This is a genomic window from Mycobacterium aquaticum, assembly GCF_002086485.1.
GTDB classification, from domain to species: domain Bacteria; phylum Actinomycetota; class Actinomycetes; order Mycobacteriales; family Mycobacteriaceae; genus Mycobacterium; species Mycobacterium aquaticum.
The window spans coordinates 42,483-56,018 of sequence record NZ_MVHF01000039.1 but is presented as its reverse complement, the minus strand read 5'-3'; the positions used below and the strand labels follow the sequence as shown (position 1 = coordinate 56,018).

14 protein-coding genes are annotated in these 13,536 nt (G+C 68.4%); 2 read left to right on the top strand and 12 right to left on the bottom strand.

What is annotated here, in order from left to right; all coding sequences use genetic code 11:
• From hxlB to BST13_RS28535, 4 genes are all read right to left on the bottom strand, one after another.
• Positions 1-597: a 6-phospho-3-hexuloisomerase gene (gene hxlB / locus BST13_RS28550; protein WP_083168261.1), complete on the bottom strand. Its 597-nt coding sequence runs from the start codon at positions 595-597 to the stop codon at positions 1-3.
• Positions 598-757: 160 nt separating this feature from the next.
• Positions 758-1,747, bottom strand: a complete 990-nt coding sequence (locus BST13_RS28545) for a Gfo/Idh/MocA family protein (protein ID WP_083168258.1) — start codon at positions 1,745-1,747, stop codon at positions 758-760.
• A 74-nt stretch (positions 1,748-1,821) separates the two neighbouring features.
• Positions 1,822-2,754, bottom strand: a complete 933-nt coding sequence (locus BST13_RS28540) for an AraC family transcriptional regulator (RefSeq protein WP_083168256.1) — start codon at positions 2,752-2,754, stop codon at positions 1,822-1,824.
• 16 nt (positions 2,755-2,770) lie between these two features.
• The gene (locus tag BST13_RS28535; protein ID WP_083168253.1) at positions 2,771-3,529 is read right to left on the bottom strand and encodes a methyltransferase domain-containing protein; all 759 of its coding nucleotides are present in this window, start codon (positions 3,527-3,529) and stop codon (positions 2,771-2,773) included.
• 85 nt (positions 3,530-3,614) lie between these two features.
• On the opposite strand from BST13_RS28535, the gene BST13_RS28530 reads away from it, so the two are divergent.
• Positions 3,615-4,094 (top strand): anthrone oxygenase family protein, encoded by a 480-nt coding sequence (locus tag BST13_RS28530; protein ID WP_083168251.1) that lies wholly within the window; start codon positions 3,615-3,617, stop codon positions 4,092-4,094.
• On the opposite strand, the gene lfrA is transcribed toward BST13_RS28530, so the two are convergent.
• The 3 genes from lfrA to BST13_RS28515 form a co-directional block, all read right to left on the bottom strand.
• Positions 4,085-5,614: an efflux MFS transporter LfrA gene (lfrA, locus tag BST13_RS28525; RefSeq protein WP_083168248.1), complete on the bottom strand. Its 1,530-nt coding sequence runs from the start codon at positions 5,612-5,614 to the stop codon at positions 4,085-4,087. The two genes, BST13_RS28530 and lfrA, sit on opposite strands and share 10 nt — an antisense overlap.
• 59 nt (positions 5,615-5,673) lie before the next feature.
• Positions 5,674-6,249 (bottom strand): TetR/AcrR family transcriptional regulator, encoded by a 576-nt coding sequence (locus BST13_RS28520; RefSeq protein ID WP_083168245.1) that lies wholly within the window; start codon positions 6,247-6,249, stop codon positions 5,674-5,676.
• 73 nt (positions 6,250-6,322) lie between these two features.
• Positions 6,323-7,186 (bottom strand): RDD family protein, encoded by an 864-nt coding sequence (locus BST13_RS28515; protein ID WP_083168243.1) that lies wholly within the window; start codon positions 7,184-7,186, stop codon positions 6,323-6,325.
• A gap of 32 nt (positions 7,187-7,218) precedes the next feature.
• On the opposite strand from BST13_RS28515, the gene BST13_RS28510 reads away from it, so the two are divergent.
• Positions 7,219-8,211: a stage II sporulation protein M gene (locus BST13_RS28510; RefSeq protein WP_083168240.1), complete on the top strand. Its 993-nt coding sequence runs from the start codon at positions 7,219-7,221 to the stop codon at positions 8,209-8,211.
• A 76-nt stretch (positions 8,212-8,287) separates the two neighbouring features.
• On the opposite strand, the gene BST13_RS28505 is transcribed toward BST13_RS28510, so the two are convergent.
• From BST13_RS28505 to BST13_RS28485, 5 genes are read right to left on the bottom strand one after another with little or no spacing between them, the layout of a single operon-like run.
• Positions 8,288-9,610, bottom strand: a complete 1,323-nt coding sequence (locus BST13_RS28505) for a DUF58 domain-containing protein (protein ID WP_083168238.1) — start codon at positions 9,608-9,610, stop codon at positions 8,288-8,290.
• Positions 9,610-10,575, bottom strand: a complete 966-nt coding sequence (locus tag BST13_RS28500) for an AAA family ATPase (RefSeq protein WP_083168235.1) — start codon at positions 10,573-10,575, stop codon at positions 9,610-9,612. The genes BST13_RS28505 and BST13_RS28500 overlap by 1 nt, the downstream gene beginning before the upstream one ends.
• The gene (locus BST13_RS28495; protein WP_083168233.1) at positions 10,572-11,684 is read right to left on the bottom strand and encodes a DUF4350 domain-containing protein; all 1,113 of its coding nucleotides are present in this window, start codon (positions 11,682-11,684) and stop codon (positions 10,572-10,574) included. The genes BST13_RS28500 and BST13_RS28495 overlap by 4 nt, the downstream gene beginning before the upstream one ends.
• Complete coding sequence (locus BST13_RS28490; RefSeq protein WP_083168230.1) at positions 11,681-12,334, bottom strand: DUF4129 domain-containing protein; 654 nt, start codon at positions 12,332-12,334, stop codon at positions 11,681-11,683. Before BST13_RS28490 ends, BST13_RS28495 begins: the two co-directional genes overlap by 4 nt.
• Before the next feature lies 1 nt (position 12,335).
• Positions 12,336-13,535, bottom strand: coding sequence for a DUF7847 domain-containing protein (locus BST13_RS28485; RefSeq protein WP_083168228.1), 1,200 nt, complete (start codon positions 13,533-13,535; stop codon positions 12,336-12,338).
• Position 13,536 lies beyond the last annotated feature (1 nt).

Here is a 13,536-nt window from a genome sequence, read left to right as displayed (position 1 = left end):
TCACTCCAGGTTGGCGTGGCGCGTCCACAGTTCCTCGGCCTCGACGTCGGTGTGATCCCACAGCGACTGGAAGACGGCCTCGGTGACGACGAACAGCACCTGCTCGAAAAGGGATCCGGCGTACTGCCGCGAGATGTGCGAGCCGTGATCGGTCTTCTGCGCGGCGGGGATGATCACCAGAGCGTCGGCGAGACCGGCCAGCGGCGAGTTCGGATCGGTGGTGAAGGCGGCGATGCGCGCCCCGGCCTTCTTCGCGGTCTGGGCGGACTTGACCACACCGGAGGTGGTGCCCGAGCCGGACGCCACCAGCAGCAGGTCACCATCGGCGATCGCCGGCGTGGTGGTGTCTCCCGCGACGTGCACGTTGAGGCCGAAGTGCATCAGGCGCATGGCGGCCATGCGCAGGACCAGGCCGCTGCGGCCCGCGCCTGCCACGAACACTCGACCGCCGCGGACGAGGTGGCGGGCCAGGATGGCCACCTGCTCTTGGTTGACTTTGGAGGTGGTGCTCGCGATCTCGTCCCGAACCAGGGCGATGTTCTTGGTGATGCTGTCCCGGGTTACTTCCGAGGCGGGGTAGGTCTTGGCGACGGACATGATTCTCTTCTCCTCATCCAGAGGTGGGACCTGACTACACATCGTCCTGGCATTTGAGGGTGGGAGGAACGCCAAATTGGGATGGTTTGATCTACCCGTTTGAGTAGGAAGCGTCCCCGGCGCGGGTAGGCGCGCGCCGGGGCAGACAAGGGCTGCGCGGTCAGAAACCCGCGGGCTCCTCGACAAAGCGGACGCCGAGTTGCCTCAGCGCATCCTCCAATGCCCGTTGCACGGTCAGCGTGTCATCGAGCGGCATGACCGCGCTTTCGGTGCGGCCGGCCTTGAGTGCCTCGGTGACCTCGATGAGTTCGTGCGAGAACCCATCTCCGAGCGCGGGCAGGTCGAACTGTTCGGAGTCGTGGCCTTGCCGGTGCAGCACAAAGGAATTCGGGTGATGGAAGCGCGGGAGGATGTCGATCCACCCCGTGCTGCCGAATATCCGGGCGTGTCCGGGCATCGGGCTGTGCAACGAGCACATCAGCGTGGCGGTCCTACCCTCGTCGAAACCGAGCAGCAGGGTGGCGTCGGCGTCCACCCCCGACGGTTCGAGCGACCCCAGCGCCGAAACGGACGTCGGATTTCCCAGCACCATCTGCGCAAACGACACCACGTAGACGCCCAGGTCCAAGAGGGCGCCACCACCGAGTTCATGGGCGAATACCCGATCGGTCGGGTCGAACGTTCGGGTCACGCCGAGGTCGGCCTGCACCGACCGAACCGTGCCGATCGCACCGTCGGCGAGCAATTTGCGCGCGGCCACGACCGCGGGCTGGAAGCGGGTCCACATCGCCTCCATCGCGAACACGCGGTGCCGGCGCACCGCCTCGACCAGTGCCTCGGCGCCTTCGATGGTGGCGGTGAAGGACTTCTCCACCAGCAACGCCTTGCCTGCCGCGGCAGCGGCGAGCCCGATGGCGAGGTGGTGCGTATGCGGGGTCGCGATGTACAGCACGTCGATTTCGGGGTCGGCGATGATTTCCCGGTACGACCCGTAGCTGCGCTCGATGCCGTACTTGTCGGCAAAAGCGCTTGCGCGATCAGCGGATCGGGACGCCACCGCGAGGACTGTCGCGTCGGGTACGTGGGCGAAGTCGCTCACCAGCTTCGCCGCGATTCGACCGGGCCCGACGATTCCCCAACGTATCGACATGTGATATCCGTTCTGTGTCAAAGGGTCTGCGAAGTCGCTGAGATAGTCGCGAGTGCGAGGTCTTCCGTCAAGTCTCAACCCGCCAGCGCGCGGTGCGCGTTGGGGCTGATGCCGTAGGCCCGTTTGAAGGCACTGCTGAGTGCGAACGGCGTCGAGTAGCCCACCTCTCGGGCCACCGCGGCGACCGTGGCCTGGCTGCCTGCGAGCAGATCGGCAGCCAGGGCCAGTCGCCAGCCGGTGAGGAACGCGATCGGCGGCTCGCCGACCTGCTCGGTGAACCTGCGGGCGAAGACGGCGCGTGAACATCCCACGGCGGCAGCAAGATTGGCGACGGTCCACGGGTGCGCCGGGTTGTGGTGCATGAGCCGAAGCGCAGGGCCGACGACCGGATCCCGCTCGGCCCGCCACCAGGCGGGAGCATTGCCGGGCTGGGCGAACCAGCTGCGCAGCACGGCCATCAGCAACAGGTCGAGCAGCCGGTCGAGGTAGGCTTCCTGCCCCGGGCCGTCGTTGCCTGCCTCTGTGGCGAGCAGGTTCACCAGCGGGGAATCCCAGTCGGTGCTGCGCACCACCAGCACGTCGGGTAGCGCGTCGAGCAGCCGGGCGCTCACCGCGCTGCGGCCCTCGTAAGCGCACACCACGGACTGGCTCGCGCCTGCTGCGGCGTTGCCCCAGGTCCGCACGCCGAGCGAGAACTCGAACCGCAGATCGGCGCCTGCGAGCGTGGTGCAGCGCTGCCCGGGGTGGATCACCACCGACGGCGTCGTCGCGGGATCGTCGGCGAACGTGTAGTGCTCGGCACCGCGCGTCACCGCCACATCCCCGGGACCCAGCCAGGTCAGACCGGTGGTATCGCCGACGATGACTGCTCGGCCCGCGGTCTGGCAGATCAGGGTCAGCGGTGCCTCGTCGCGGATACGCATCGACCACGGCGGGTCCAGCTGCATCCGCAACACGAACGCACCTCGCGCCCGCACGCCGTCGAGTAGTCCGGCCAGCGCGTCCACAGCCGTAGCGTAACCGTCAGCCCGGTTTGCGGGCTTCGATCAGATGTCGCGACGAGTGCGCCACGAACGGCCCATCCGACTCGATCTGGCGATGCAGGTGCAGCAGGCGGTCGCGGTAGCGGGCCACGGTGAATCCGGGCACCGTCCAGACCACCTTGCGCAGGAAGTACACCACTGCGCCGACGTCGAAGAACTCCATCCGCAGCCGTTCGGAGCGCAGGTCGACAATCTCGAGGCCTGCGGCCCGGGCTGCCGCGCTCTCCGTGACGGCATCGCGTTTGCGGCGGGCGTCGGGCTGCGGGCCGAGGAAGAACTCCACCAGCTCGAAAACGCTTGCCGGCCCGACATGTTGAGCGAAGTAGCTTCCCCCGGGTGTGAGCACCCTGGCGATCTCCGCCCACCACACCGTGACGGGATGCCGGCTCGTCACGAGTTCGAATGCGGCGTCGGCGAACGGAAGTGGCGGCTCGTCGCGAGCGGCGACCACCACGACGCCGCGCGGGCCCAGCAGCCGGGTGGCCCGGTCCAGATTGGCCGGCCAGGCCTCGGTCGCCGCCATGGTCGGAGGGAACGCGGGTACACCGGCGAGCACCTCGCCCCCACCGGTCTGCAGATCCAGCGCCGACGCCACCGAGGACAGTCGCTGCCCGAGCAGCTGCTGGTATCGCCACGACGGCCGGGCTTCGGTGGCCCGCCCGTCGAGCCAGGAGAAATCCCACCCGTCGATCGGTGCGGCGTCGGCCTCGGCGACCAGCGCATCGAAATCGCGCGTCATCACGCACATCCTCTCAAGACTCCTGCGTATGCAAACAGGACTTCCAGCGATGGAACGTCTTGGCCTGTGGCCGTTGACTGAAGCCATGAATCTCAGCCCCATCACCATCCTGACCGCCACCACCGCACTGGCCGGTGCCGCCGCCGGTGGCCTGTTCTATGCCTTCTCGACGTTCGTCATGCGCGGTCTGGACCGCACGGGCCCGGTCGCCGCGATCACCGCCATGCGCGGGATCAACGCCGAGGCCAACGCCAACCCCGCGTTCCTGTTGTTCTTCCTCGGATCGGCGGTGCTGGCGATGGCGGTCGGCGTGGTCGCCCTGTTCCAGTTGAGCCGGCCGGGCGGCTGGCTGCTGCTGGCCGGTGCGGTCGTCGGGGTGCTTCCCCTGGTCGTCACCATGGCGTTCAACGTGCCGTTGAACAACCACCTCGACGGTGTCGACCTGGCCGATGCCGCCACCGAATGGCAGGCATACCTGAGCACCTGGACGGCGTGGAACCATGTCCGTACGGTCAGCGGATTCCTCGCCGGGGCACTGCTGATGGCCGGGCTGCGTTACCGCTGAGCAGCTCCGCGGAACGACCACGCCACGATCGCCGCGGCCGTCAGCGACAGCGCCGCCGCGATCAAGGCCGTCGGCGCGATGCCGGAGTCGAACGCCGCGCGGGCCGAATCCAGCAGGCGCGCCGCGGTTTCCGCGGGCAGCTCGGTGGCCACCGATACGGCGCCGCCGATGCTCTCGCCGGCCGCACCGGCCTGCTCGGGCGTCAGCCCGGCCGGAATCTCGACGTTGGTGCGGTAGAACGCGCTGAAGATGGTCCCCAGTGTCGCGGTACCCACCACGGCGCCCAGCTCATAGGCAGTCTCCGAGACCGCCGATGCGGCACCGGCTTTCGCGGCAGGCACCGAGGCGACGATGGTGTCGTTGGACACGGTCTGCGAAACACCGACGCCGAGTTCCAGCACGATGAACGACACGATCACCGCGACCACCGTCAGGTCATGACGGAACAGCATGATCATTCCGAAGCCGGCCGCGACGAACGTCAAACCGCCCACCATCAGCGTCGGCACCGAAAAGCGTTTGGCTGCCTTCACCACGGCGATACCGGCGATCATCGACACCAGGGCGCCGGGCAGGGTGACCAGACCGGCCGCCAGCGGCGAGAGGCCGAGCACCAGCTGCAGGTGCTGGGAGATGAAGAACACGAACCCGATCAAGCCCACGATGGACAGGAAGTTCGCGAGCACCGACGAGCTGAACGGGCCGTAGGAGAACAGGCTCATATCGAGCATCGGTGTGGCACTGCGGTTCTGCCGGCGCACGAACAACACACCCGAGACGATGCCGACGGCGAATCCGATCCCGACCGGCACCGACAACCCGTCGTGCGCGACGGTTTTGACGGCCCAGACAAACGGCAGCATCGCGGTGAACGACAGGGTCACGCTCAGCAGGTCGACAGGGCCCGGATTCGGGTCACGGGACTCGGGGACCAGGCGCGGGCCGAGCACCAGCAGCGGCAGCAGGATCGGCACGGCGACAAGGAACACCGAACCCCAGTGGAAGTGCTGCAGCAGAGCGCCACCGACGATGGGGCCCAGCGTGGTGCCTGCCGTGAAGCAGGACGCCCAGATCGCGATGGCGAGCCGGCGAGGGCCCGCCTCGGTGAAGATGTTCCGGATCAGCGACAGTGTCGCGGGCATCAGCATCGCGCCGAACACGCCCAGGGCCGCGCGGGCCGCGACGAGGTACGCCGCGCTGGGGGCGAACGCGGCCGCGACCGACATGACGGCGAAGCCGCTGGCGCCGATCAGCAGGATGCGGCGCCTGCCGATCCGGTCACCGAAGCTGCCCATGGCGACCAGCAGCGCGGCCAGCACCAGTGAATAGACGTCGACGATCCAGAGCTGGACCGATGCCGCGGGGCGGAAATCCTCGGCGATCATCGGTAGCGCGAAAGCCAGCACGGTGTTGTCGATGGCGATGAGCAGCACCGGCAGCATCAGGACGGCCAGCGCCATCCAGGCGCGTTTGGGGGTGGTGACTGTCTGCGACGGCGTTGCGTCGAGGCAGGCGGACATGAGAAGACTCCTGTAGTTCAAAATGAGAAAAAATGGAAAGCGGTGTGGTGCAGAGAAGTTCAGCTACGCGGCAGGTGAACGGTGCCGACGGTGAGGCTGTTCATGATGGCGTCGACCACCTGATGCCGCGCGGTGCCGTCCTGCTTGATGGCCTCGTAGCCGGCGAGCAGCAGCGCCCAGAACACCCGGCGGGCCCATCCAGGGGGATATTCGGGACAGTCCGCCGAAGCTCGCTCGAGAACCTCGGTGATGGCCTCGTCGCCGGTGTCCAAGTGGGCTGCCAGCTCGCGATCGGCCTGAATGGTCGGTTCGCTGTAGATGTAGAGCACGATGGGGCCGAGGTCCAGCTGGCTCTCCACCACACGGCGCAGCGCTGCTTCTGGCGGGCCGTTGGTGGGCTCGGCGAGTTCGATCGCGGCGCTGCTCAGCGCGTGCACGTGGTAGGCGACCGCGCGCAGCAGATCGGACCGCTCGGCGTAGTAGCGGTGCACCGTGCTGCGCCCGACGTTCGCGGCCGCGGCGATTTCGGCCATGCTGGCGGCCGGATGGTCGGCCAGCATGGTCATCGCGGCATCCAGGATCGCCCTGCGGGTGCGCTCACGCACTCCGCCCTGGGTGGCCACCTGGATACTCATGCATCAAAATGTAGCACGATTGGGCCAAAATGGGACATGTGTGTCCCATCACCGATGCGGCCGGAGTGTGCGGTCAGTTGGGCGGAGCGAATCCGCCGGGCTGAGCAGGCGGTTGTGGCGGGATCGCCGGTGGTGGCGCGTACTGCGGAGCCTGCGGGTACGGACCCGGTGTGGGCGGCAGCAGCCGGGCAACCTCGCGGCGGTGCCGTTCGGCGAGCACCGCGGCCAGCACGTACTGCGGCGGAGCGCCGGGCGGCGGTGGCGGCGATATGCGGGTCGCGACCTCGTGCAGCACCCGCTGGCCCATTTCGTCGCGGATGCGGGGGTTGAGCTGGCCGGCCCGGGACAGGAACTGCCGGGCCAACTCGACCTGGTCGGGGCCGAGTCCGGAGAGCTGCAGCGACGACGCCCACCACGCCAGCATTGGCGGCATGACCGGCGGCGGCGTCAGCTTGGGGCCGCGCTCGCTGATCACCAGCGTGCCGGCGAAGATGTCGCCGATCCGTTTGCCCTTGGGCGAGATCAGGCTGCAGATCACCGCGGGGCCTCCGGTGAACATGAAGATCTCGATGAAGCCGGACAACGCCCGAAACAGCGCCTGGCGGAAGCGTTCCGGGCTGCCGTCCTCGGATACCACGCGCAATCCCAGCGCCATCTTGCCCAGCGAGCGGCCGCGTGTCGTCGTCTCCATGACCAGCGGATAACCCACCAGTGTCAGCACCGTGAAGATGATCAGGATGGCCGCCGACAGCGCATCGTCGAGCTGAGTGAGGGTCAGCGCCCACAGCATCACGCCCGCGATGTACCCCGCGACGATCACCAGGATGTCGATCATCGAGGCGAGGGCGCGCACCGGCAGCTGCGCGATCTGGATGTCGAGGATCACCGCATCCCCGGTCACCAGCGGCCCGGGCGCTGACGCCGGTTGGAAGGACATAGCGTCCCAACCTACCGATTACCATCGGCCGGGTGGATGTCGATGCGTTCGTGCTGGCCCATCGCGCCACCTGGGACCGGCTGGAGCAGTTGGTCAAACGGCGCAGACGGCTGACCGGCGCCGAGGTGGACGAGCTGGTGGACCTTTACCAGCGGGTGTCCACTCATCTGTCGATGGTGCGATCGGCATCGAGTGATTCGGTGCTGATCGGCAAGCTGTCGGGGTTGGTGGCGCAGGCCCGTTCCGTGGTGACCGGTGCGCATGCCCCGCTGTGGCGCGAGCTGGTCCGGTTCTGGACGGTGTCTTTTCCGGTGGTGGCCTACCGGTCATGGCGCTGGTGGCTCGGCACAGCCGTGGTGTTCATGGCGGTGGTGTTCGCGCTGGCCTTCTGGGTCGGCGGCAATCCCGATGTGCACACGGCCATCGGAACCCCTAGCGAGATCGACCAATTGGTCAATCATGATTTCGCGTCGTACTACAGCGAGAACCCGGCAGGCTCGTTCGCACTGCAGGTGTGGGTGAACAACTCCTGGGTCGCCGCCCAATGCATCGGGTTTGCGATCCTGCTCGGACTACCCATCCCGTATCTGCTGTTCCAGAACGCGGCCAACCTGGGCGTCATCGCCGGGCTGATGTTCTCCGCCAACAAGGGTGATCTGTTTCTGGGCCTGATCCTGCCGCACGGCCTACTCGAGCTCACTGCCGTGTTCCTCGCCGGAGCCGTCGGGATGCGGTTGGGCTGGATGGTGATCGCGCCCGGGGACCGGCCGCGCGGGCAGGTGCTCGCCGAGCAGGGCCGGGCGGTGGTGGCAGTCGCCGTAGGTCTGGCGGCGGTGCTGCTGGTCTCCGGCCTGGTCGAGGCGATGGTGACGCCGTCACCGCTACCCACCGCGGTGCGGATCGGGATCGGGATCACCGTCGAGGTCGCGTTCCTGGCCTACGTCATCTACTTCGGGCGAAAGGCCGTGCGGGCCGGTGAGACCGGCGACGTCGAGGACGCCCCAGACGTCTTGCCGGTGGGCTGAGCCCTCCCGCGAGCAGACGTTGCGGTACGCGACACGCGGCGTTTCCGGTACCCAGCTGTCTGTTCGCGCAAGGGAACTAGAGCTTTCCGGCCGCCTTCATCGCGAGATAGTGGTCGGCCAGGGTCGGCGCCAGTTCTTCGGGCGCGGCATCGACCACGTCAACACCGTTGCGCCGCAGCCGGGTTGCGATGGCTCGCCGGTCGTTGCGGGCCCGCTCCGCAGCTGCCGCGTCGTACACCTGCGCTGCGTCGTCACGGCCGGCGGCCAGCCGCTCGACCCGAGGGTCTGCCACCGCTGCGAGCAGCACCTGATGTTTCGTCGACAGCCGGGGTAGCACCGCCATGAGGCCTTCGTCGAGTGCCGAGGCGTTGAGGTCGGTCAGCAGCACCACCAGAGCGCGTTGGCGCACCCGCCGGGTCACCGCGGCGACCAGCGCCGACGCGTCGGACTCCACCAGGGCCGGCTGCAGCGGCGCCATCGCCTCCACCAGCTGGGCCAGCAGCTCGGTGCGCGACGCGCCCCACACCCCGGCGCGGGTAACTCGGTCGAAGGCAAGGAAATCCACGTGATCACCGGCCCGCGATGCCAACGCCGCCAGTAGCAGCGCCGCATCCATCGACCAGTCCAGCCGGGGCCAGCCGCTCGGATCACTAGCGGTCGGGGCGACGCCGACGCGACCGGCCGACGTGCGCCCGGTGTCGAGCACGATCACCACCCGACGGTCCCGTTCCGGGCGCCAGGTGCGCACCACCACGTCGGCGCGGCGGGCGGTGGCGCGCCAGTCGATGGAGCGGACGTCGTCGCCGACGACATACTCACGCAGCGAGTCGAATTCGGTGCCCTGCCCGCGGATCAGCACCGGTATGGCGCCGTCCAGCTCGCGCAGTCGGGCCAGTCGCGACGGTAAATGCTTGCGGGACAGGAAGGGTGGCAGGATCCGCACCTGCCCCGCGACCGGTAATGTCCGCTGACGGCCGGCGAGCCCGAGCGGGCCGATCGAACGCACCGCGATGAACTCCGACCGTAGGTCTCCGCGCCGCACCGGCCGCAACCGGGTGGTGAGCTGAACCTGTTGCCCGGCAGCGATATTCAGCGGGTGGGTGCGTGGATCGGCGCCCGCACTTGGCGCCCAGGCGTCACGCAGTTGTCCCCTGATGCGGCGATGGCCGGTGTTCTGCACCGTCAGCACCGCGTCGACGGTCTGCCCCAGCCGCGCCGTGCTGTCCCCGCTGCGCACGATTGCCGCCGATGCCGGGCGGCCGGCCAGCGTCACATCCAGCGCGACCGCGATCGCCAGCAAGGCCAGCAGGACCACGAAAACCGTTGCCGGCCACGGTGCCAGCGCGATCGGCACGGTGGCGATCAGCGCGGCGACACCGGCCCGGCGGGTGAGAACCATCAGCGCGGGACCGGCACGGCCGCCAGGATGCCGTCGAGTACACCGTCGGGGGTCGCACCTTCCAGCTCGGCCTCGGGCCGCAGCGCGATGCGGTGCCGCAGCGTGGAACGTGCCATGGCTTTGACGTCGTCAGGCGTGACGTAGTTGCGGCCGGACAGCCAGGCCCAGGACCGCGCGGTAGCCAGCAACGCGGTACCGCCGCGCGGCGACACGCCCAGCTGCAGGGCCGGGGAATGCCGTGTGGCACCGACGATGTCGACGATATAACCGAGCACCTCGTCGGCCACCAACACCTGCCGAACTGCTTCGCGACCGGCGGCCAACTCGGCGGCACCGGCCACCGGTCGCACCGCGGACAAGTCGCGAGGGTCGAAACCGTGGGCGTGGCGGCCCAGGATCGCGATCTCTTGATCTCGCGGCGGCAGCGGCACATTGAGCTTGAGTAGGAACCGGTCGAGCTGCGCCTCGGGCAGCTGGTAGGTGCCCTCGTACTCGATGGGGTTCTGGGTGGCCGCCACGATGAACGGGTCGGGCAACGGCCGGGGCTGTCCGTCGACGCTGACCTGTCGTTCCTCCATCGCCTCCAGGAGTGCCGCTTGGGTTTTCGGCGGCGTCCGGTTGATTTCATCGGCGAGAAGAAGATTGGTGAACACCGGCCCGGCGCGGAACTCGAACTCCGCGGTGCGCGCGTCGTACACCAACGATCCGGTGACGTCACCGGGCATCAGGTCCGGCGTGAACTGCACGCGTTTGAATTCCAGTTGCAGCGCGGCGGCCAGCGTGCGCACCAGCAGGGTCTTGGCCACGCCGGGGACACCTTCGAGCAGGACGTGGCCGCGGCAGAGCAGTGCGATGACCAGGCCGCTGACCACCGCATCCTGGCCGACGACCGCTTTGGCGATCTCATTTCGCAAGGACAGCAGGGCATTTCGCGCTGTATCGGAATCAAGGACGGGCTGAGTCACGACTGCACGACCTGCCTTTCGATGTCGTCGAGTTGGTGGGCCAGAAGTACGAGATCGGAATCGGTGCCAGGGGATGGGCCGAACAGTGTGTGGCCGACCGTGCCGGGGTCGCCCCCGCCACGTGCGGCGACCGCGGCCGCGATCGCCTGCGGCGTGGCGCCGGTGGTGAGGCCGAGCCGCGGCAGCAGCCGTGTCACGGTGGCTGCCCGCAGGGCGTCGGCAGCGCGGTCGCGTGCGCGCCGGCTGCGGTACAGCCTGCCGCGGCCCTCGACCGTCTCCGACGCGCGCACCACCACCGGCAGCGATTCGGCGACCAGAGGCCCGAGTCGGCGCGCACTGGCCACCGCGAGCAGCGCCACAACGAGAGCCAGCTGCAGCACGACCCACCGCACCTGTTTGGGTAGCAGATCGGAAATGCCGGTGTTGCCGGGTGATTCGCCTTCTGGGTGCTGCGGTGCATACCAGATCACCCGGGACCGGTCACCGGCCAGATTCATCGCGAGGGCGGCATTGCCGGCCTTGAGCAGGCCGCTGTTGGCCATGAAGTCCCCGGTGCCCACGACAGTGACGGTTCGGCGGCCGTCCTGGTAGCGCACCACCGCGCCCTCATAGCAACGCGTCACCTGAGCGTCGTCGACCGGCTCGAACGTGTTGGTCAGGCCGAGTTCGACATCGCCGGAGCGGGTGGCCTCGGGTAGGTCACAGCCCGGCGCACCTCCGCCGAACGAACTGGCCTTGCCCTGCTTGATCCGGGGAGTCAGCGCCTCCCTGGTCTTGCCTGCGGGTTCGATCAGCAGCAGATCGCCCGGGGCCGAGGCCAGTTGGTGCAGCTGGTCATCGCCCGACAGGTACAACGTCTGCGCTGCCACCACCAAGCTGTCGGGCGTGGCGGCGCGCTGAACGTCGCCGATGGTCTCGGCGGTGATCACCTCGACCCCGTGCTGGCGCAGCAGGGAGACCAGGGCATGTGCGCCGTCGGGCCCGGTCGCTTCGGGATCCAGCCTGCCGCCCGGGCGCGGTGCGGTCAGATAGGTGGTGACCGTCGCCACCGCCACGATGGCGACGGCTGCCAACAGCACCCATCGCGCCGTGCGCCAACGCAACGTCATCGCACCGGCGTCCAGGTGTCGGTGCCGGGGGTTGCCGCCGTGGCGCCCACCGGTGTGCGGCCGTGAGCGTGCAGACGGCTGTCGAGATCGGCGATCATGCGGTATCCCGGCTCGGTGCCCGGTTGTTCACCGTAGCTGACATCGTTGAATACGCTTGCTGCGCTGAAGAGTTCGCTCGACAAATCGCCGAGCGTCACTGATGCGTCGCTTGCCAGCTCGGTCGCCGTTCGGCCCGGCACCGGGTCGAGAACCCCCGTCTCCTCCAGATGTTTGGCCACCGCACGCAGCCGGTGCCGGATGGCGGCCGCCCAATTGCCCTGGGCTGCATACTGCTCGGCCGTGCGGCGATGCTCGGCTGCGCTGAGTTCCTGACTGCCGAACAGCGCGTACGGCCGGTCGCGGTTGGTGCGCATCGTGCGCCGCGCGGTCCGCACCGCAACCACCACGGCGAGCACGACGAGGATCGCCAGCACGGCAATAGTGAACCAGCCGCCGGGGATCTTCGAGCCCTGCATCGCCAGGCGATAGAACAGCTCGGTGATCCAGTCGAGGAACTGTTGAGTCGGTGAGGATCTCGGATAGATCGGCTTGCTCAGCTCGTTCTGCGCAGCGTCGTGCGCCGCGTCGCGGTCGATGTCGATGGCGCTCACGTCACCTCGGTCGAGTCAGCCACAGCTGGTCCGTGGATTCCGCGGGCCCGGCCGCACCGGTCTGCAGCACCAGATCGAAGGCTTCGGCGCGGATACGCCGGTCGGTGTAGAGCAGCACGACGACACCGGCATTGAACGGCGCGGTGATGATCTGTCCGATGACACTGCCGATCGCCGAGATGACCAATCCCGGTATCGAGATGCCGGCGGGTCCACTGAGCAGCCCGCCCACGATGCCGAAGGGGATCCCGACCGCCGCGGCGACCATGCTGGCCACGATGCCCGCCAACAGCCAGATGCCCAGCACGCGCCAGAAGTCGCCCTTCACCAGAGCGAACGACCGTGCGATGGCAGCGAATACCCGTTGCTGTTCCAGCACGATCAGCGGCGGCGCGAACAGCAGCACGGTGGCCGCGTAGACCAGGCCGACGATGGCCGCCAACACCAGCGGTGCGCCGACGACGAACGCCGCCACGCCACCGCCCGCGTGCGCGGCGATCACGATGATGAGCGCGATGATCGCGCCGAGAAGACCGAATGCCAAGGCTTCCAAGGCGGTCAGGCCCAGCAACGCCCAGAATCTGCCGCGTAGCCGCTGCCAGGCGTCGCCGATGGTGATGGTTCCGCCGAAGACCGCACGCCCCACCACCACGGTCAGCATGCCGCTGAGCAGCACACCCGACAGCGCCGCGACGATGACTCCTGCCAAGCTGCCCGCCGAGACCATTGCGAGAGCTTCCGGAGACGGCTTGTCGCCCTGCAGCGTCGAGTTGAAATCGCTGAACGTGGTCAGCGGGCCGATCTGCAGCAGCAGCGATATGACCTGCGCGACCACCACGACGACGGTGGTCAGTCCGAGCGTGGCCTTGGGGTTGGCCCGCACATACCCGACGGCGCCGTTGAAGATGTCCGAAAGGCTCAGTGGCCGTAGCGGTATGACGCCCGGCTTGAACGCCACCGGATACCCGGGTGGCGGCCCATACGGGGGATAGCCGGGTGGGGGTCCGTAGCCCGGTGGCGGCGGCGGATAGCCAGGCGGTGGCCCGTACCCCGGCGGTGGCCCGTACCCCGGTGGCGGCCCGTAACCATACCCAGGAGGGGGACCGTACCCAGGCGGTGGCTGGTAGCCGGGCGGGGGTCCGTAACCCGGCTGGCCCGGCGGCGGCGGGTACGGCGAATACCCGCCGGCGTCGTTGGTCATC